This window comes from Streptomyces sp. NRRL S-378 (assembly GCF_000720645.1).
Classification (GTDB): Bacteria; Actinomycetota; Actinomycetes; order Streptomycetales; family Streptomycetaceae; genus Streptomyces.
On record NZ_JOBX01000062.1, the window covers coordinates 1 to 17,459 of the forward strand.

The following is a 17,459-nucleotide window of genomic DNA, read 5'->3' on the forward strand; positions in this document are numbered from 1 at the left end:
CCCGACACCCCCGCCGACCCCCCGGCCCCGCCCGCGGGAACGTCCGGATCGAACCACCGGCCGACGACCGGGGTCCGGGGGTTCCCCACCGGCTCCGTGGCCGGTCTATCCGGCATACCGAACAGTCGGTAATGTGCCGCGCATGACCCTTCACCCGCTCGCCGCGCGACGCTGCTGGCATGCCGCCATCAACCCGTTGCACGCCATCGTCTACTTCTCGCCGGAGATCGCCGAGGAGTTCGCCGCACTGGGTGTGGCCGACCCGGTCGCCGTCAACCTGGCGCACCGCTCCGCCGCGATGGGCGCCGTCGGGGCGGGCGCGGTCACCGCCACCTTCTACAACTACCGGCACGACCTCGTCGCCCGGCACCTGCCCGCCGTCTGGGACACCGTCACCCCCGAACAGGCCCTCGCCGCCCGGCTGCGCGCCGCCGACGCCGCCCTCACCCGCCTCCTCGGCGCCGGCACCGTGAAGTCCCCCGAGGTGGCCGAGGCCGCCGACCTGGCGATGCGCGCCACCGAGGGCTGCACCCGGCACGCCCGCACCCTGTACGCCGCCCACGCCGACCTCCCCGTACCCGAGGAGCCGTACCTGCGGTTGTGGCACGCCACCACCCTGCTGCGCGAGCACCGCGGCGACGGCCACCTCGCCGCGCTGCTCCTCGCGGGCCTGGACCCCGTCGAGGCGCTGGTCAGCCACACCGCCACCGGCAAGGGCATGACCCCGAAGTGGCTCAAGGCCATGCGCGGCTGGACGCAGGACGACCTCGACGCCGCGGCAGGCCGGCTGCGCGAACGCGGCGTGCTCGACGACGCCGGCGAGCTGACCGAGGAGGGCGCGGCCCTGCGCGAACGGTTGGAGAGCGACACCGACCGCCTCGACGCCGCCCCCTACGAGCACCTCGGCGCGGACGGCCTGGCCCGCCTCACCGACCTCGGCGGCGCACTCGTCGTCAAGGCCGTGACCGCCGGTGCCTTCCCCAGGGACCTCATGGGCAGGGCCTGACGGGCAGGGCTCCCGCCGTCCGTCACGACCACCTGCCACAATTGGCAGCCTTCCAGTGCAAACGAAGGCAGGCGGGACCCGATCGTGACGATGTCCATCGAAGGCAGGATCGCCGAGGAGCTCGGCGTACGGGAGCGGCAGGTCAAGGCCGCCGTCGAGCTGCTCGACGGCGGCTCCACCGTGCCGTTCATCGCGCGCTACCGCAAGGAAGCGACCGAGATGCTCGACGACGCCCAGCTGCGCACCCTCGAGGAGCGGCTGAGGTATCTGCGCGAGCTGGAGGACCGGCGCGCGGCGATCCTGGACTCCGTACGGGAGCAGGGCAAGCTCGACGCCGAGCTGGAGGCCCGGATCAACGCGGCCGACACCAAGGCGCGCCTGGAGGACATCTACCTCCCCTTCAAGCCCAAGCGCCGCACCAAGGCGCAGATCGCGCGCGAGGCGGGCCTGGAACCGCTCGCGGACGGCCTGCTGGCCGACCCGTCGGTGGACCCGGCCGCGGCGGCGGCCGCGTTCGTCGACGCCGACAAGGGCGTCGCCGACCCGGCGGCCGCCCTGGAGGGCGCGCGCGCCATCCTCACCGAGCGGTTCGCCGAGGACGCCGACCTGATCGGTGAGCTCCGCGAGCGCATGTGGGGCCGCGGCCGGCTCGCCGCGAAGGTCCGCGCGGGCAAGGAGGAGGCCGGCGCCAAGTTCGCCGACTACTTCGACTTCGCCGAGCCGTTCACCGCGCTGCCCTCGCACCGCGTGCTCGCCATGCTCCGCGGCGAGAAGGAGGAGGTACTCGACCTCAGCCTGGAGCCCGAGGCCCCCGAGGACGCCGACACCCCCGGCCCCTCCACCTACGAGGGCATGATCGCGCGCCGCTTCGGCGTCGCGGACCGCGGCCGCCCCGGGGACAAATGGCTCGCGGACACCGTGCGCTGGTGCTGGCGCACCAAGATCCAGGTGCACCTCGGCATCGACCTGCGGATGCGGCTGCGCCAGGCCGCCGAGGACGAGGCCGTACGGGTCTTCGCGTCGAACCTGCGCGACCTGCTGCTCGCGGCGCCCGCCGGCACCCGCGCCACCCTCGGCCTCGACCCGGGCTTCCGCACCGGGGTGAAGGTCGCCGTCGTGGACGCCACCGGCAAGGTCGTGGCCACCGACGTCATCCACCCGCACGTGCCCGCCAACCGGTGGGACGAGTCCCTCGCCAAGCTGGCCCGCCTCGCGAAGGAGCACGCGGTCGAGCTGGTCGCCATCGGCAACGGCACCGCCTCCCGCGAGACCGACAAGCTGGCCGGGGACCTGATCGCCCGCCACCCGGAGCTGGGGCTCACCAAGGTGATGGTCTCGGAGGCGGGCGCCTCCGTGTACTCGGCCTCCGCCTTCGCCTCGCAGGAGCTGCCCGGCATGGACGTGTCGTTGCGCGGCGCCGTCTCCATCGCCCGCCGCCTGCAGGACCCGCTGGCCGAACTGGTCAAGATCGACCCCAAGTCGATCGGCGTCGGCCAGTACCAGCACGACCTGTCCGAGGTGAAGCTGTCCCGCTCCCTCGACGCGGTGGTCGAGGACTGTGTGAACGGCGTCGGCGTCGACGTCAACACCGCCTCCGCGCCGCTGCTGTCGCGGGTCTCCGGCATCAGCGGGACCCTCGCCGAGAACATCGTCGCCCACCGCGACGCCAACGGCCCCTTCCGCAACCGCAAGGGCCTCAAGGACGTGGCCCGCCTCGGCCCCAAGGCGTACGAACAGTGCGCGGGCTTCCTGCGCATCCGGGGCGGCGACGACCCGCTGGACGCCTCGGCCGTGCACCCCGAGGCGTACCCGGTGGTCCGGGCGATGGGGAAGACGGCGGGCGGCGAGGTGGCCGCGCTGATCGGCAACACCGGGGTCCTGCGCTCCCTGCGGCCCGAGCAGTTCGTCACCGAGGCCTTCGGCCTGCCCACGGTCACCGACATCCTGCGCGAGCTGGAGAAGCCGGGCCGCGACCCGCGCCCGGCCTTCAAGACGGCGACCTTCAAGGAGGGCGTCGAGAAGATCGGCGACCTGGCCCCCGGGATGATCCTGGAGGGAGTGGTCACCAATGTGGCCGCCTTCGGCGCCTTCATCGACATCGGCGTCCACCAGGACGGTCTGGCGCACGTCTCGGCGCTGTCGAAGAACTTCGTCAAGGACCCCCGGGACGTGGTCAAGCCGGGTGACATCGTCCGGGTCAAGGTCATGGAGGTGGACATCCCGCGCAAGCGGATCTCGCTGACCCTGCGGCTGGAGGACGAGGCCGGAGCCGAGCGCGGTGCTCCGCGCCAGCGCGAGGAGCGGCGCGGCGGCGGCCGTCCGCCGCAGCAGCGCGGCGGCGCGGGCGGCCAGGGCGGCGGCAGGAACCAGGGCGAGCGCGGCCAGGGCCAGGGCGGCGGCCAGGGCCGCCGTCAGGGCGCCGTGGCCTCCGCGCCGGCGAACAGCGCCATGGCCGACGCCCTGCGGCGGGCTGGACTGACCGGCCCCGAGGAGCGCCGCAAGCGGTGACCCGGAGCGTCGGTGGTGTGCGGGCGGAGTCCCGCACACCACCCAGGGGCGGCCCCCGGCCACCCGGCGCGTGAGGATCTTCGTACGTGATGGCCGAATAGGTTCCCCACCTGGGGACTTTCCTTGCCAACTCCCGTACAAGATCTGTAGGCATGGTGGAACGCCCGTTCGTCACCCGGCGGACGGGCTTCCGTGTTTCCTCCCTCAGGACTGCATACCCCGAGGCCGCCTTGAAGGCACAGGACGTCATGCCCATGCCCACACACGCCTACCGACGCTGCCCCGGAAAGGGTCCGAAGAGGGATCACATGCCCCACCGGCAACTCAGCATTCGCAAAAGGTGCGAGAACATTCTCGGCCATCTGGATCTGACCCACCCGTTCTCGCTCGACGTCCTGTGCGCACGGATAGCCGAGCAGCGCGGCCGCCCCATCCGGCTCCACCCCCTCCCCAAGGAGGCGGCGGAATCCGGGGTCTGCGGACTGTGGGTGGGCACGGCCAGCGTCGACTACGTGTTCTACGAGTCGCAGACGACCCCGCTGCACCGCGAGCACATCGTCCTGCACGAGCTCGGCCACATCCTCTTCGGACACAACTCGCTGGAGGGCGCGGATACCGACGACGGCGCCCCGGTCGTACTGGGCCGCACCAACTACACCACCCGCCAGGAACAGGAGGCGGAGATGCTCGCCAGCATGATCCGCATCCGTACCGCGAACGCCGGCCCGCGCACCCCCGCCCGGGACCGGGGCACCCTCGCCCGGCTGGAATCCGCCATGGGGTACGAGCGGGGCACCGATGGCGGCTGACCTGACCGACTTCGGCAACTGGCTCGCCGTCCCGAGCGTGGTGTTCCTGTGGGCCGCCGTCCTGCTGCGCGCCCCGGGCGCCCTGCGCTCGCCCCAGCAGCGCGGCCTGTGGCTGGCCGTCGCGACCGCCGCCGCCGCGATGACCCTGAACCTGCCCGACGTCGTCTCCTACGCGATGAGCCGGGGCGCGGCCTACGCCCACTCCATCGGCCTCGTCCGCAACCTCATCGGGGTGCTGTCGGCGGGGGCCGTGCTCTACTTCGTCGCCGCCACCACCCGCGGCCGTCGCCTCCAACTCGCCTCCTGCGCCGCGACCGTGGCCTGGCTGGCCGCCCTCGTGGCCCTGGACGCCGCCGCACCCGGCCACGGCACCCACACCATGCCCCCGGTCGGCGACCCGGTGCCCTCCCTCGCGTACTGGCTCGTGCTGATCTCGGCCCACGTGATCGCCAACACCGTCTGCGTCTCCCTGTGCTGGCGTTACAGCCGGCGCAGCGAGAGCCGGGGGCTGGCCGCCGGACTGCTCCTCTTCGGCCTCGGCACCGCGCTCGCCGGACTGTTCTGGCTCGCCTACCTGGTCAAGGCACTGTTCGCCAACACCTGGGCGATGCCCGCCCTCCCGCTGCTGATGAACCTGCACGGCATGCTGCGCGCCGCCGCGATCCTCGTGCCCACCCTGTTCACCCTCCGGCGCACCTTCGCCGACATCGCCACCGCCTGGCGGCTGTGGCCCCTGTGGCGCGACCTCGTCGACGCCGTCCCGCACGTCGCCCTCAACAAGCCGCGCTCGAGCCGGGTGGCCGAGCTGCTGTGGCCGCCGGTCCCGCGCAACCTGCTGGTCTACCGCAAGGTCATCGAGACGCGCGACGCCATCCTGATCCTGGGGGAGTACGTCCGGCCGGGCGCCCTGGAGCAGGCCCGAGGCCGGGCCGCCGACCGCGGGATCCCCGAGCAGCGGCGCACCGCGGCCGCGCTGGCCCGGGTACTGCAGGACGCACGGCGGGCCAAGCTCGACGGGCTGCCCGGGCGGCCGGGCGAGGCGGCCGCTCTGGAACTGCCCGCAGCCATCCAGAGTTCCGACGAAGGCGGGGACCTGGCGGACGAGGCGCGGTTCCTCGTCGACGTCGCCGAGGCCTACACCTCGCCGGCCACCACCGAGGAAGTGAACGCGCCGTGACCACCGTACTGATCACCGGAGCCAGCGCCGGACTGGGCGCCGCCTTCGCCCGGGGATTCGCCGCCAAGGGCTGCGACCTGGTCCTCGTCGCCCGCGACAAGGACCGGCTGGGCGCCGTCGCCGACGCGCTGGCCCGCGAGTACGGCACCGCCTCCGAGGTGCTGCCCGCCGACCTGCTGGACCCGGCGGACCTCGACGGGGTCGCCGGGCGGCTCGCCGACCGCACCCGGCCCGTGGACATCCTGGTCAACAACGCGGGCTTCGGGCTCCCTGCGCCCTTCCCGTACAGCCCGGTCGAGGACGAGGAGCGGATGCTCGACCTCCTCGTCAAAGTCCCGCTGCGGCTGACCCATGCCGTGCTGCCCGGCCTGCGCGAACGCCGCCGCGGGGGCGTCGTCAACGTCTCCTCGGTGGCCGGACTGCTGCCCACGGGCACCTACGGGGCCGCCAAGGCCTGGGTCACCGCGTTCAGCGAGTCCCTCCGGGTGGACATGGAGCCGTACAACGTCCGGGTGCTGGCCGTCCTCCCCGGCTTCACCCGCACCGAGTTCCAGGAACGCGCCGGAATGGACGTCAGCGCGCTGCGCGACGCGGTCTGGCTGGAACCGGAGGCCGTCGTCGAGCAGGCGCTGAGGGACCTCGCCCTGCGCCGCCCGGTCAGCATCACCGGCCGTCGCTACCAGGCCTACGCCCTCGCCGTCCGTCACCTCCCGCGCGCCTTCGTCGCCCGGAAGATGGCCCGCAAGCGCCGGGCCCCCGCCGGGCCGGACGCATGACCTGGCCCGTGCAGCGGGCCCGCGAGGCCCTGGCACCAGGTCTGCCGCCCGCCGAGGCGTACGCCCTGTTCGCCGACCGGCTGCCGCCCGACGACCTGGGGGCCGCCGGGCGGTGCGCGAGGCGCGCGGCCCGGCGGGATCCCTCGGGGACACCTTCTAGAGCTCGGTGACCTTGCCGGCTGCGACTTCCAGGCGGCGGGTGACCTGCACCGCGTCGAGCATCCGGCGGTCGTGCGTGACCAGCAGGAGGGTGCCCTCGTACGCCTCCAGGGCGGACTCCAGCTGCTCGATCGCCGGCAGGTCGAGGTGGTTGGTCGGCTCGTCCAGCACCAGCAGGTTCACCCCGCGGCCCTGGAGCAGCGCGAGCGCGGCGCGGGTGCGCTCACCGGGGGAGAGGGTCGCCGCCGGACGCAGGACGTGCGCCGCCTTGAGGCCGAACTTGGCCAGCAGGGTGCGCACTTCGGCGGGCTCGGTGTCCGGGACGGCCGCGCAGAACGCCTCCAGCAGCGGTTCGTCGCCGAGGAACAGGCCGCGCGCCTGGTCGACCTCGCCGACCAGGACGCCGGAGCCGAGGGTGGCGGAGCCGGAGTCCGGGGCCAGCCGGCCCAGGAGCACGGCGAGCAGGGTGGACTTGCCGGCGCCGTTCGCCCCGGTGATCGCCACCCGGTCCGCCCAGTCGATCTGCAGGCTGGCCGGGCCGAAGGCGAAGTCCCCGCGCTTGACGGCCGCCTCGCGCAGGGTGGCCACCACGGAGCCGGAGCGCGGGGCCGCCGCGATCTCCATCCGCAGCTCCCACTCCTTGCGCGGCTCCTCGACGACCTCCAGCCGCTCGATCGCGCGCTGCGTCTGGCGGGCCTTCGCGGCCTGCTTCTCGCTGGACTCGCCGCGCAGGGCCTTGCCGATCTTGTCGTTGTCGGTGGACTTGCGGCGGGCGTTGCGCACGCCCTTGTCCATCCAGTTGCGCTGCATCTGGGCCCGGCCCTCGAGCGCGGTCTTCTTGTCCGCGTACTCCTCGTACTCCTCGCGCGCGTGGCTGCGGGCGCGTGCGCGCTCCTCCAGGTAGGAGTCGTAGCCGCCGCCGTAGAGGTTGATCTGCTGCTGCGCCAGGTCGAGTTCGAGGACCTTGGTGACGGTCCGGGCCAGGAACTCGCGGTCGTGGCTGATCACGACGGTGCCGGCGCGCAGCCCCTTGACGAACCGCTCCAGCCGCTCCAGACCGTCCAGGTCCAAGTCGTTGGTCGGCTCGTCGAGCAGGAAGACGTCGTAGCGCGAGAGGAGGAGCGAGGCCAGCCCCGCACGGGCCGCCTGGCCGCCCGAGAGCGCCGTCATCGGCAGGTCGAGGCCGACCGAGAGGCCGAGGTCGTCGGCGACCTCCTCGGCGCGCTCGTCGAGGTCCGCGCCGCCGAGGTCCAGCCACCGGTCGAGCGCGGTGGCGTACGCGTCGTCCGCGCCCGGCGTCCCGTCCACCAGGCCCTGCGTCGCCGCGTCGAGCTCCGCCTGGGCGGCGGCCACGCCCGTACGCCGGGCCAGGAAGTCCCGGACCGACTCCTCCGGACGGCGCTCCGGCTCCTGCGGGAGGTGGCCGACGGCGGCGGTGGGCGGGGAGAGCCGCAGCTCCCCGGTCTCGGGAGTGTCCAGCCCGGCGAGCAGCCGCAGCAGGGTCGACTTCCCGGCGCCGTTCACGCCGACGAGGCCGATGACGTCACCGGGTGCGACGACAAGGTCGAGATCGGCGAACAGCGTGCGCTCGCCGTGCGCGGCGGTGAGCTTCTTGGCGACGAGGGTTGCAGTCATGATGTGCCGATCCTATCGGCGTGCGGGCCCGACCCCGGATGACGGCGGCGGGTGGGCCGCTCCGTGCGGTGGCTCTGCGCAGCCGCGCGGACACGGTAGGTTCTCACCGGTCCGGAGTGGGGGTGCAGGAGCCGGGCCGCAGCCGTCCGACCGCTCCGGAGGAGCCGTGCAGATCGCCGTCCTGCTCTACGACCGCTTCACCGCGCTCGACGCCATCGGCCCGTTCGAGACCCTGGGCCGGCTGTCCGGCGCCGAGGTCGTGTTCGTCTCGGAGCGGCCGGGCCCCGTACGGACCGACAACGGCTCGCTCGCACTCGTCGCGGACCAGGGGCTCGCCGAGGTCACCCGGCCCGACATCGTCATCGTGCCCGGCGGGCCGCACCCCGGCCTGGAGATGGCCAACCCCGTGGTCATGGACTGGCTGCGCACGGTCGACGCCACCACCACCTGGACCACCTCTGTGTGCACCGGATCCCTGCTGCTGGCCTCCGCCGGACTGCTGCAGGGGCGGCGGGCGACCAGCCACTGGCTGTACCTGGACCAGCTGCCGCAGCTCGGGGCCGAGCCGACCGGCGAACGGGTGGTGTTCGACGGCAAGTACGTCACCGCGGCCGGGGTGTCCTCCGGGATCGACATGGGGCTCACCCTCCTCGGCCGGATCGCCGGTGACGAGTTCGCCCAGGCCGTGCAGCTGATGACCGAGTACGACCCCCAGCCGCCCTACGACGCGGGCTCGCCCGAGAAGGCCCCGGCCGGCATCGTCGCGATGCTGCGCGGGAACGCCGCGCCCGGCTGACCGGGCGTCACGGCGTCCAGGTGAAACGGGGCGCTCGGCGCTGCAGGAACGCGGCGACCCCTTCGGCGGTGTCGTCGCTCCCGGCCGCCTGCTCCTCCCAGTACGGGGCCCGGTCCTGGCGGCCGTCCGCGAACTCCTTGGCCGCCGCCTGCGTCAGCTGCGAGCGGGCGGCCAGGACGCGGGTGAACTCGGCGACGCGCTCGTCCAGCCCGCCGGCCGGGAGCAGCTCGTTCAGGAATCCGGCGCGCAGCGCCTGTTCCGCCCCGATCAGCTCCGCCGAGAAGAGGAGGTACTTCGCCCAGGCCGGGCCGACCAGGGAGGTCAGCCTGCGGGTCGAGGAGGCCGGGTAGACGATGCCCAGCTTCGCCGGAGTCACCCCGAAGGACGCCCCCTCCTCGGCGAAGCGCAGGTCGCAGGCGGCCGCCAGCTGGCTGCCGCCGCCCACGCAGAACCCGCGGATCGCGGCCAGCGTCGGCTTCGGGAAGGCGGCCAGGGCCTCCTCCGCCGCCACGGCGAGGGCCCGCGGGTCGTCGTCCCCGGTGAGGGAGGAGATGTCGGCGCCCGCGCAGAAGGTCGGTCCGGCCCCGGTGAGGACGAGCACCCGAACGGCGGGGTCGCCCGCCAGTCCGTCCAGCAGCCCGGGGAGCGCCCGCCACATCGAGGCGGTCATGGCGTTGCGCTTGGCGGGGTGCGAGACGACGACGGTGGCGACCCCGTCGGAGACCGTGTGCAGGAGGGTTGCGTCCTGTGCTGCGTCCATGCGCCGGATGCTATCCCGGGCCGTGAATCCTATGATCAGGAAAGTCCGTCGGGGGTGCGAGGAGGTGGCACGTCCATGGGCGCAGACCGCGCGCAGCGCACCGCGGCCGGGGGCCGGGAACCGCAGCGGGAGAAGCGGAAGGCGGACCGCGGCTTCGGTCTGATGGCCGTGCTCGGGGTGCTCCTCGTGCTGGCCGGCCTGGTGGGTCTGGTCTACACGGGCCTCGCCACGCTCACCTCGATGTTCCTCTTCGGCTGGCTGCTGCTCATCGGTGGTGTGGTCGGCCTGGTGCAGGCGGTGCAGTCCCGGGGGAGCAGCTACTTCTGGCTCGCCGTCATCGTCGCCGCGATCAACATCGCGGCGGGCTTCGTGATCCTGCGCCGCCCCGAGGCGAGCGCCGAGGCGCTGACCATGTTCGCGGCCCTGCTCTTCCTCACCGGGGGAGTGTTCCGGCTGGTCGGAGCGCTGGTGGTGCGCGGGGCGCACGTCGGGCCGGCGCTCGTCCAGGGGGCCTTCGGCGTGCTGCTGGGCTTCCTGATCCTCTCCGACTGGCCCGGCAACAGTCTGTACGTGATCGGAACCTTCTTCTCGCTCGCCCTGCTGTTCGACGGTCTCAGCCTCATCGCCATGGGTCTGGGCGCGCGGCGCATCCTGGGGTTGGTCAGGGAAGACGAGGCGGGGGCGGACGGCGCCGGCGCGCCGGGAACGCGCGAGGCGGCCGAGAAGCGCCCGGGAGAAGATCAGGAACAGACCAACAACTGACGCCGTCATACGCCAGTGGTCAGAAAGTGTCCGAATGACGCTGACTTCTGGTCAGCAGTCCGGGCCGGACCCACCCCTTCCCCACTCTTGTCGCGTGGAGACGATCGAGCGTGAAGACGGGGGCCGGAAGATGGACGCCAGCGGGAGCGGCCCACGGGCCGGGGAAGGGGGGCCGCAGGCCCCGGCCGGCCCCCTCGCCTACGAGGGCGTGTGGAGGTTCACCGCTCCCGCGGTAGAAGAATCCGTTCCGCAGGCCCGCCGGGCCGTCCGGGACCTGCTCGGGCGCCAGGGGGTGCCGGCCCATCAGGACCTCGTGTACTCCCTGCTCCTGATCGTCTCCGAACTGGTGACGAACTCGGTCCGGCACGCCGCCCTGCTCTCGCCCGAGGTCGCGGTCGAGGTCGCCATCGGCCGGGAGTGGGTACGGGTGGCCGTCGAGGACAACCACCCCTACCGCCCCAAGGCGCTGGAGGCCGACTTCGGCCAGACCGGCGGCCGGGGCCTGCTGCTCGTCCGCGAGATCACCCTGGAGTCCGGCGGGGTCTGCGACGTCGAGCACACCTCCACCGGCGGCAAGGTCATCTGGGCGGCCCTCCCGCTCGCCACCCCGCCGGCCGCGCGCTGAGCGCGGCCGGCGGGGGCGACGACGGCGCAGGGACTACCAGCCCGCCGAGTCGCCGGTCAGCTCGCGGATCGCGGGCCGCGCCGCGTCCAGCACGGTCATGAACCAGGCCGAGAACGGTACTTCCGCGTGCCGCTTGGCCAGCTCCTCGGCGGTCACGAAGGCGGTGTCCTCGACCTCTTCCGGATCCGGCCGCACGGTGGCCTGCGCGAGTCCCACGAACAGGTGATTGAACTCCTGCTCCACGAGGCCCGACGCGGGGTCCGGGTGGTTGTAGCGCACCGTTCCCGCCTGCGCGAGCAGCGACGGCGACAGCCCCAGCTCCTCGTGGGTCCGCCGGGCCGCGGCCGCGAACGGCGACTCCCCGGGATACGGGTGACCGCAGCAGGTGTTCGACCAGACGCCCGGCGAGTGGTACTTCCCGAGGGCCCGCTGCTGGAGCAGCAGACGACCCTGTTCGTCGAACAGGAACACCGAGAACGCCCGGTGCAGCTGCCCGGGAGCCTGGTGGGCGGAGAGCTTCTCCGCCGTGCCGATGGTGTTGCCGGACTCGTCGACCAGTTCGAGCATGATCGGTTCTTGAGTACCGGTGCCGTTGGACGCGCTGTTCGCGGCGGTGGCTGGTGTGGTCGGCATACCCATCCTTCGCTTCGGACTTCGGCCTTCAGTCTGCCGTACAAAAGAGGCTTGTCCCCACTTCGGACATCCGTGCATGTCCGCCCCCCACCACGTGTTAGGGGGCGGATCACGTCACGTGCCGCTCGTGCGCGTCAGACCCCGGACGGGGCCGGGTGGGCGATCGTTCCCGCCGGGGCCGGGACGGAAGCGTGATCCGCCTCCAGCGGGGTCTGGAAGGCCGCCAGGTTGACCGCCCGTACAGCGGCCGTGTCCGCTGCCGTCTCCGGGCGGGCCGGCCAGGCGTCGCCGTCGCCGGCCTCCACCGGACGCAGCACGTAGCCGGTGTAGCCGTACTCGTGCCCGTGGCGGGCCCGTACGTCCAGTTCCTCGCGGGTGGCGGTCACCGCCCGCGCCATCGCGGGGGAGTCCTCGCCGGTCCGGTCGCGGACGCGCTCGGCGAGCGGACCGTAGTACTCGTCCCAGTCGGAGTCGGGCAGCCGGTGCACGCCGAGGACCCGGTAGCCGGCGGCCTGGGCGGCCGCGATGTTGCCCGCCGTGGAGCGCAGCGGGTACTGCGGGTCCCAGAAGGCGCGCGCTCCGGCGGACGGCTCCGCGGCCGTCCACTCGCATTCGGTCAGCACGAGCGTGCCGCCGGGGGCGAGCAGCCGCTTCCACCGCGCGAGCGCGGTGTCGAAGCCCACGATGTAGGCGGAGCCCTCCGCCCAGACGAGGTCGAAGGAGCCGTCCTCGACCTCCTGCGCGGGGAGCGCGTTCATGTCCGCCTCGACGGTGCGGACCCGGCCGGCGAGCCCGCGGGCCGCGGCGGCGGTGCGGAGCTCGTCGAGGAAGGGGGCGTGCAGGTCGACGGCGGTCACCTCGGCGCCGCCCGGTCCGGTGCCGCCCGCTTCGGCGGCGAGCAGCAGCGCGCTGCGGCCGGGGCCGCAGCCCAGGTCCAGGACGCGGGGCCGCTCGGGCAGCGGTCCGCACAGGGACAGCAGCCGGCGGGTGCTCGCGTCGGAGCCCGGAGCCTGCCGCGGCAGTCCGTGGTGAAGGGTGAGGAAAGCCTCGAAGGTGGTGTGGGTGTGGTCGGTCAACGTGAACCCTTGTGAAAGGGGGCTCCGGCCGATCTGGATGTCCCCCGGTGAAATCCGGGAGAACGGTGGATCAGGCCCGGCCGGTCGCCCGGGGGAAATGGGGGATGCACCGGAGTTCGCTGCGCTCGGCGGCGACCACTGCGACGGTCATCGACCCACCTCGTTCCACTCGACACCTTCAGGGGCGTGTCCACCGTAACATCGACGCCGTTTGTGGTACCGCGTCGTGATCACCGATGATGATCGAGACCGGCCCGAAGCCCGGATATTCGGCTTATCGGGGCGTGAACGGGTGATGAACCCCTGCTTCCCTTCATCCGATAGCCTCTGCCGACGTGCCGCCGCCCCACGGGCGCGCCCGTTCGGAATCCGTTACAAGGAGTGAGTTCGCCTGCCGACCGTCATCCTCACCGGCCTGCCGGTCCCCGGATCGCCGCTCGCGGACGAGCTCCGCTCCCTCGGCTTCGAGGTCCGCCCGGCCGCCGGTCCCCAGGACGCCGCCTCCGTACTGGCCGGCGTACCCGCCGACCAGCGGGTGGCCGTCGTGGACACCGCTTTCGTCGGGCACGTGCACGCGCTGCGGCTCGCCCTGACCGACCCGCGCTTCGACGCCTGCGCCGTCACCGGCGCCCTCTCCGTACAGGCGGGTGCCCGCGAGGCCCTCGACAAGGCCGTCGCCACCGAGGGCGCCCCCGGGTCCGGCCCCTACGCCGACCGGCTCGCCGCCGCCGTCGAGGCCACCGGCACCACCGTGCAGAGGCCCGAGCTCGGCAGCCTGGTCGCCGCCGTCCCCGCCGACGCGGACGAGCGCGCGGCGGCCTCCGCCGCCGTCGCCGCCGTGGACGAGGAGGCCGTGCGGCTGCGCTCCGCCGTGAAGTCCCGCGACGGGTTCTTCACCACCTTCTGCATCAGCCCGTACTCGCGCTACATCGCCCGCTGGTGCGCGCGGCGAGGCCTCACCCCGAACCAGGTCACCACCGCCTCGCTGATCACCGCGCTGATCGCGGCGGGCTGCGCGGCCACCGGCGACCGCTGGGGCTACGTCGCGGCCGGCGTCCTGCTGATCGTCTCCTTCGTCCTGGACTGCACCGACGGGCAGCTCGCCCGCTACTCCCTGCAGTACTCGACGATGGGCGCCTGGCTCGACGCGACCTTCGACCGGGCGAAGGAGTACTCCTTCTACGCCGGCCTCGCGCTCGGCGCGGCCCGGAACGGGGACGACGTCTGGGGCCTGGCCCTCGGCGCGATGATCCTGATGACCTGCCGGCACGTCGTGGACTTCTCCTTCAACGAGGCCAACCACGACGCCACCGCAAACACCAGCCCGACGGCCGCCCTCTCTGACCGGCTCGACAGCGTCGGCTGGACGGTCTGGGTCCGCCGGATGATCATCCTGCCGATCGGTGAGCGCTGGGCGATGATCGCGCTCCTGACCGCCTTCACCACCCCCCGGATCGTCTTCTACGCCCTGATCGTCGGCTGTGCCTTCGGTGCCCTCTACACCACCGCGGGCCGCGTCCTGCGGTCCCTGACCCGCAAGGCCCGGCGCACCGACCGCGCCGCCCAGGCGCTCGCCGACCTCGCCGACTCCGGCCCGCTCGCCGAGCTGCAGGCCCGGCTGCTGCGCGGCCGGGCCGCAAGCTTCGGCTCCGTCCACGTCGCCGCCCTCGGCACCGTGCTGATGGCCGGCGCCGCCGTCTACCTCCCCTTCGGCGACCCGCGGCTGATCGCCGTCGCCGTGATCTACGCCATGACGGCCGGGCTCGCCGTCGCCGCCCCCCTCAAGGGCGCGCTCGACTGGCTGATCCCGCCGCTGTTCCGTGCGGCCGAGTACGTGACGGTCCTCGCCCTCGCCGCCAAGGCGGACGTCCCCGGGGCCCTCCCGGCGGCATTCGGCCTGATCGCGGCGGTCGCCTACCATCACTACGACACGGTGTACCGCATTCGCGGTGGCACCGGCGCGCCCCCGCACTGGCTGGTGCGGACCATCGGCGGCCACGAGGGCCGGGTCCTGCTGACCACGGTCCTCGCCGCCGTCCTCGTGGACCGCGCATCGGACTTCCCCGTCGCGCTCACGGCCCTGGCCGTGTTCGTGGCACTCGTGGTGCTCGTGGAGAGCATCCGCTTCTGGGTCTCCTCCGGGGCACCCGCCGTACATGACGAAGGAGAACCAGCATGATCGGCCTTGTCCTCGCTGCCGGTGCGGGACGCCGCCTGCGCCCTTACACCGACACCCTGCCCAAGGCCCTCGTGCCCGTCGGTCCCGAGGGTGACGAGGAGAGCCTGACGGTCCTGGACCTGACCCTCGGCAACTTCGCCGCGGTCGGTCTCACCGAGGTCGCGATCGTCGTCGGCTACCGCAAGGAGGCCGTCTACGCGCGCCAGGCCGCGCTGGAGGCCAAGTACGGGCTGAAGATCACGCTGATCGACAATGACAAGGCCGAGGAGTGGAACAACGCCTACTCCCTGTGGTGCGCCCGTGAGGTCATCAAGCGCGGTGTGATCCTCGCCAACGGCGACACCGTCCACCCGGTCTCCGTCGAGGAGACCCTCCTCGCCGCCCGCGGCAACGGCCAGAAGATCATCCTCGCCCTCGACACGGTCAAGAGCCTGGCCGACGAGGAGATGAAGGTCGTCGTCGACGGGGACCAGGGCGTCCGCAAGATCACCAAGCTGATGGACCCCGCCGAGGCCACCGGCGAGTACATCGGCGTCACGCTGATCGAGGCCGAGGCAGCCGAGGCCCTGGCCGAGGCACTGAAGACCACCTTCGAGCGCGACCCGGACCTCTACTACGAGGACGGCTACCAGCAGCTCGTCAACGACGGCTTCGTGGTCGATGTGGCCCCCATCGGCGACGTCAAGTGGGTCGAGATCGACAACCACGACGACCTCGCCAAGGGCCGGACGATCGCATGCCAGTACTGACGAGGCTCATCCCCTCGCCCGTCGTCGTCGACATCAGTCGCGGGGCGATGGACGACCTGGCCAGTGTCCTGGCCGACCAGCGGATCTCCGCCTCCGGCAAGCTCGCCATCGCGATCAGCGGGGGCTCCGGCGTGGCGCTGCGCGCCAGGCTGGAGCCCGTGCTCCCGCACGCCGACTGGTACGCCGTCGTCGACGGCACCATCGACTCCGCGGTCAAGCTGGCCGACGACATAAAGGGCCGCCGCTACGACGCCGTCGTGGGCCTGGGCGGCGGCAAGATCATCGACGTGGCCAAGTACGCCGCGGCGCGGGTCGGGCTGCCCATGGTGGCCGTCGCCACCAACCTCTCGCACGACGGCATCTGCTCGCCGGTGTCCATCCTGGACAACGACAACGGCCGCGGCTCCTACGGCGTCCCCACCCCGATCGCCATGGTGATCGACCTCGACGTCATCAAGGACGCCCCGGTGCGGTTCATCCGCGCCGGCATCGGCGACGCGATCTCCAACATCTCGGCGATCGCCGACTGGGAGCTCTCGCACCGGACCACCGGCGAGCCCGTCGACGGCCTGGCCGCCGCCATGGCCCGCACTGCGGGCGAGTCCGTACTGCGCCACCCGGGCGGCTGCGGCGACGACGAGTTCCTCACCGTGCTCTCCGAGGCGCTCGTGCTCTCCGGCATCGCCATGTCGATCAGCGGGGACTCCCGGCCGTCGTCCGGCGCCTGCCACGAGATCAGCCACGCCTTCGACCTGCTCTACCCGGGGCGCTCCGCGCTCCACGGCGAGCAGGTCGGCATCGGCGCGGCCTTCGCGATGCACCTGCGCGGGGCGGCGGACGCCTCCGGCCACTTCGTCGAGGTGCTGCGCCGGCACGACCTGCCGGTCGCGCCGGAGGAGATCGGCTTCAGCGTCGACGAGTTCGTCGCGGCCGTCGAGTACGCCCCCCAGACCCGTCCGGGACGCTTCACGATCCTGGAGCACCTCAACCTGTCCGCCGCCGAGATCAGGGACGCTTACGCCGACTATGCCAAGACCATCCGTAGCTGAACTCCGGCCCGTCGTTCACCCCGCGGGCGTGAAGGACCGGGTCAGCGGCGAGCACTGGGGCGGGCGCCTCTACATGCGCGAGATCTCCCTGCGCATCACCCGCCTCCTGGTCACCACCAAGGTCACGCCCAACCAGCTGACCTACCTGATGACCCTCGCCGGCGTCCTCGCCCTTCCCGCCCTGCTGGTGCCGGGCATCCCGGGCGCCGTCCTCGGCGTGGTCGCGGTCCAGATGTACCTGCTGCTCGACTGCGTCGACGGCGAGGTCGCCCGCTGGAAGAAGCAGTACTCGCTCTCCGGGGTCTACCTGGACCGGGTCGGCGCCTACCTGTGCGACGCGGCGGTCCTGGTCGGCTTCGGCCTGCGCGCCGCCGATCTGTGGGGCACCGGCGGGGCCGACTGGCTGTGGGCCTTCCTGGGCACTCTCGCCGCGCTCGGCGCCATCCTGATCAAGGCCGAGACCGACCTGGTCGGCGTCGCCCGCCACCAGGCCGGGAAGCCCGTGGTCAAGGACGCGGCGGCCGAGCCGCGCGCGAAGGGCATGGCGCTCGCCCGCCGGGCCGCCGCCGCGCTCAAGTTCCACCGGCTGATCCTCGGCATCGAGGCCTCGCTGCTCATCCTGGTGCTGGCCGTCCTGGACCAGATGCGCGGAGACCTGTACTGGTCCCGCGTCGGCGTCGCCGTGCTCGCGGCCATCGCGATGCTCCAGACCGTGCTGCACCTGGTGTCCATCCTCGCCTCCAGCAGGCTCAAGTGACCG

15 protein-coding genes and 1 pseudogene are annotated in these 17,459 nt (G+C 72.8%); 12 read left to right on the forward strand and 4 right to left on the reverse strand.

Annotated features, from left to right (window positions below; genetic code table 11):
* Positions 1-142: 142 nt before the first annotated feature.
* The 5 genes from IH80_RS0131210 (at position 143) to IH80_RS0131230 (ending at position 6,276) form a co-directional block, all read left to right on the forward strand.
* The gene (locus IH80_RS0131210) at positions 143-1,006 is read left to right on the forward strand and encodes an SCO6745 family protein (RefSeq protein ID WP_030964949.1); all 864 of its coding nucleotides are present in this window, start codon (positions 143-145) and stop codon (positions 1,004-1,006) included.
* 84 nt (positions 1,007-1,090) lie between these two features.
* Entirely contained in the window at positions 1,091-3,514 is a 2,424-nt protein-coding gene (locus IH80_RS0131215; protein ID WP_030964950.1) for a Tex family protein, read from the forward strand.
* 308 nt (positions 3,515-3,822) lie between these two features.
* Positions 3,823-4,323, forward strand: coding sequence for an ImmA/IrrE family metallo-endopeptidase (locus tag IH80_RS0131220; RefSeq protein ID WP_030964951.1), 501 nt, complete (start codon positions 3,823-3,825; stop codon positions 4,321-4,323).
* Positions 4,313-5,500, forward strand: coding sequence for an MAB_1171c family putative transporter (locus IH80_RS0131225; protein WP_051810167.1), 1,188 nt, complete (start codon positions 4,313-4,315; stop codon positions 5,498-5,500). Before IH80_RS0131220 ends, IH80_RS0131225 begins: the two co-directional genes overlap by 11 nt.
* Positions 5,497-6,276, forward strand: a complete 780-nt coding sequence (locus IH80_RS0131230; protein ID WP_030964953.1) for an SDR family NAD(P)-dependent oxidoreductase — start codon at positions 5,497-5,499, stop codon at positions 6,274-6,276. The genes IH80_RS0131225 and IH80_RS0131230 overlap by 4 nt, the downstream gene beginning before the upstream one ends.
* A 156-nt stretch (positions 6,277-6,432) precedes the next feature.
* Here IH80_RS0131230 and IH80_RS0131235 read toward each other — a convergent pair whose 3' ends face one another.
* A complete protein-coding gene (locus tag IH80_RS0131235) occupies positions 6,433-8,070 on the reverse strand; it encodes an ABC-F family ATP-binding cassette domain-containing protein (protein WP_030964954.1) in 1,638 nt (545 codons plus the stop codon).
* A gap of 166 nt (positions 8,071-8,236) precedes the next feature.
* On the opposite strand from IH80_RS0131235, the gene IH80_RS0131240 reads away from it, so the two are divergent.
* Positions 8,237-8,866, forward strand: coding sequence for a DJ-1/PfpI family protein (locus IH80_RS0131240; protein ID WP_030964956.1), 630 nt, complete (start codon positions 8,237-8,239; stop codon positions 8,864-8,866).
* A 7-nt stretch (positions 8,867-8,873) separates the two neighbouring features.
* Here the strand turns inward: IH80_RS0131240 and IH80_RS0131245 are convergent, their stop codons facing one another.
* Positions 8,874-9,626 (reverse strand): enoyl-CoA hydratase/isomerase family protein, encoded by a 753-nt coding sequence (locus IH80_RS0131245; RefSeq protein WP_030964957.1) that lies wholly within the window; start codon positions 9,624-9,626, stop codon positions 8,874-8,876.
* Between the two features lie 75 nt (positions 9,627-9,701).
* On the opposite strand from IH80_RS0131245, the gene IH80_RS0131250 reads away from it, so the two are divergent.
* Positions 9,702-10,388: a DUF308 domain-containing protein gene (locus IH80_RS0131250; protein WP_030964958.1), complete on the forward strand. Its 687-nt coding sequence runs from the start codon at positions 9,702-9,704 to the stop codon at positions 10,386-10,388.
* 130 nt (positions 10,389-10,518) lie between these two features.
* Positions 10,519-11,013 (forward strand): ATP-binding protein, encoded by a 495-nt coding sequence (locus tag IH80_RS0131255; protein WP_063757361.1) that lies wholly within the window; start codon positions 10,519-10,521, stop codon positions 11,011-11,013.
* Positions 11,014-11,046: 33 nt separating this feature from the next.
* Here IH80_RS0131255 and idi read toward each other — a convergent pair whose 3' ends face one another.
* Together idi and IH80_RS0131265 are read right to left on the reverse strand one after the other, a co-directional pair.
* The gene (idi, locus tag IH80_RS0131260; RefSeq protein ID WP_030964961.1) at positions 11,047-11,646 is read right to left on the reverse strand and encodes an isopentenyl-diphosphate Delta-isomerase; all 600 of its coding nucleotides are present in this window, start codon (positions 11,644-11,646) and stop codon (positions 11,047-11,049) included.
* A gap of 194 nt (positions 11,647-11,840) precedes the next feature.
* Positions 11,841-12,722 (reverse strand): annotated as a pseudogene (locus IH80_RS0131265) (SAM-dependent methyltransferase); the annotation flags it as partial.
* Between the two features lie 391 nt (positions 12,723-13,113).
* Between IH80_RS0131265 and IH80_RS0131275 the strand changes: the two are divergent.
* The 4 genes from IH80_RS0131275 to IH80_RS0131290 are packed head-to-tail and all read left to right on the forward strand — an operon-like array spanning position 13,114 to position 17,456.
* Positions 13,114-14,901: a DUF5941 domain-containing protein gene (locus IH80_RS0131275; RefSeq protein WP_030964963.1), complete on the forward strand. Its 1,788-nt coding sequence runs from the start codon at positions 13,114-13,116 to the stop codon at positions 14,899-14,901.
* A complete protein-coding gene (locus IH80_RS0131280; protein ID WP_030964965.1) occupies positions 14,898-15,650 on the forward strand; it encodes a sugar phosphate nucleotidyltransferase in 753 nt (250 codons plus the stop codon). The genes IH80_RS0131275 and IH80_RS0131280 overlap by 4 nt, the downstream gene beginning before the upstream one ends.
* Positions 15,638-16,699, forward strand: a complete 1,062-nt coding sequence (locus tag IH80_RS0131285) for an iron-containing alcohol dehydrogenase family protein (RefSeq protein WP_030964966.1) — start codon at positions 15,638-15,640, stop codon at positions 16,697-16,699. Before IH80_RS0131280 ends, IH80_RS0131285 begins: the two co-directional genes overlap by 13 nt.
* Positions 16,677-17,456, forward strand: a complete 780-nt coding sequence (locus IH80_RS0131290; RefSeq protein ID WP_078906844.1) for a CDP-alcohol phosphatidyltransferase family protein — start codon at positions 16,677-16,679, stop codon at positions 17,454-17,456. Before IH80_RS0131285 ends, IH80_RS0131290 begins: the two co-directional genes overlap by 23 nt.
* Positions 17,457-17,459: the final 3 nt, after the last annotated feature.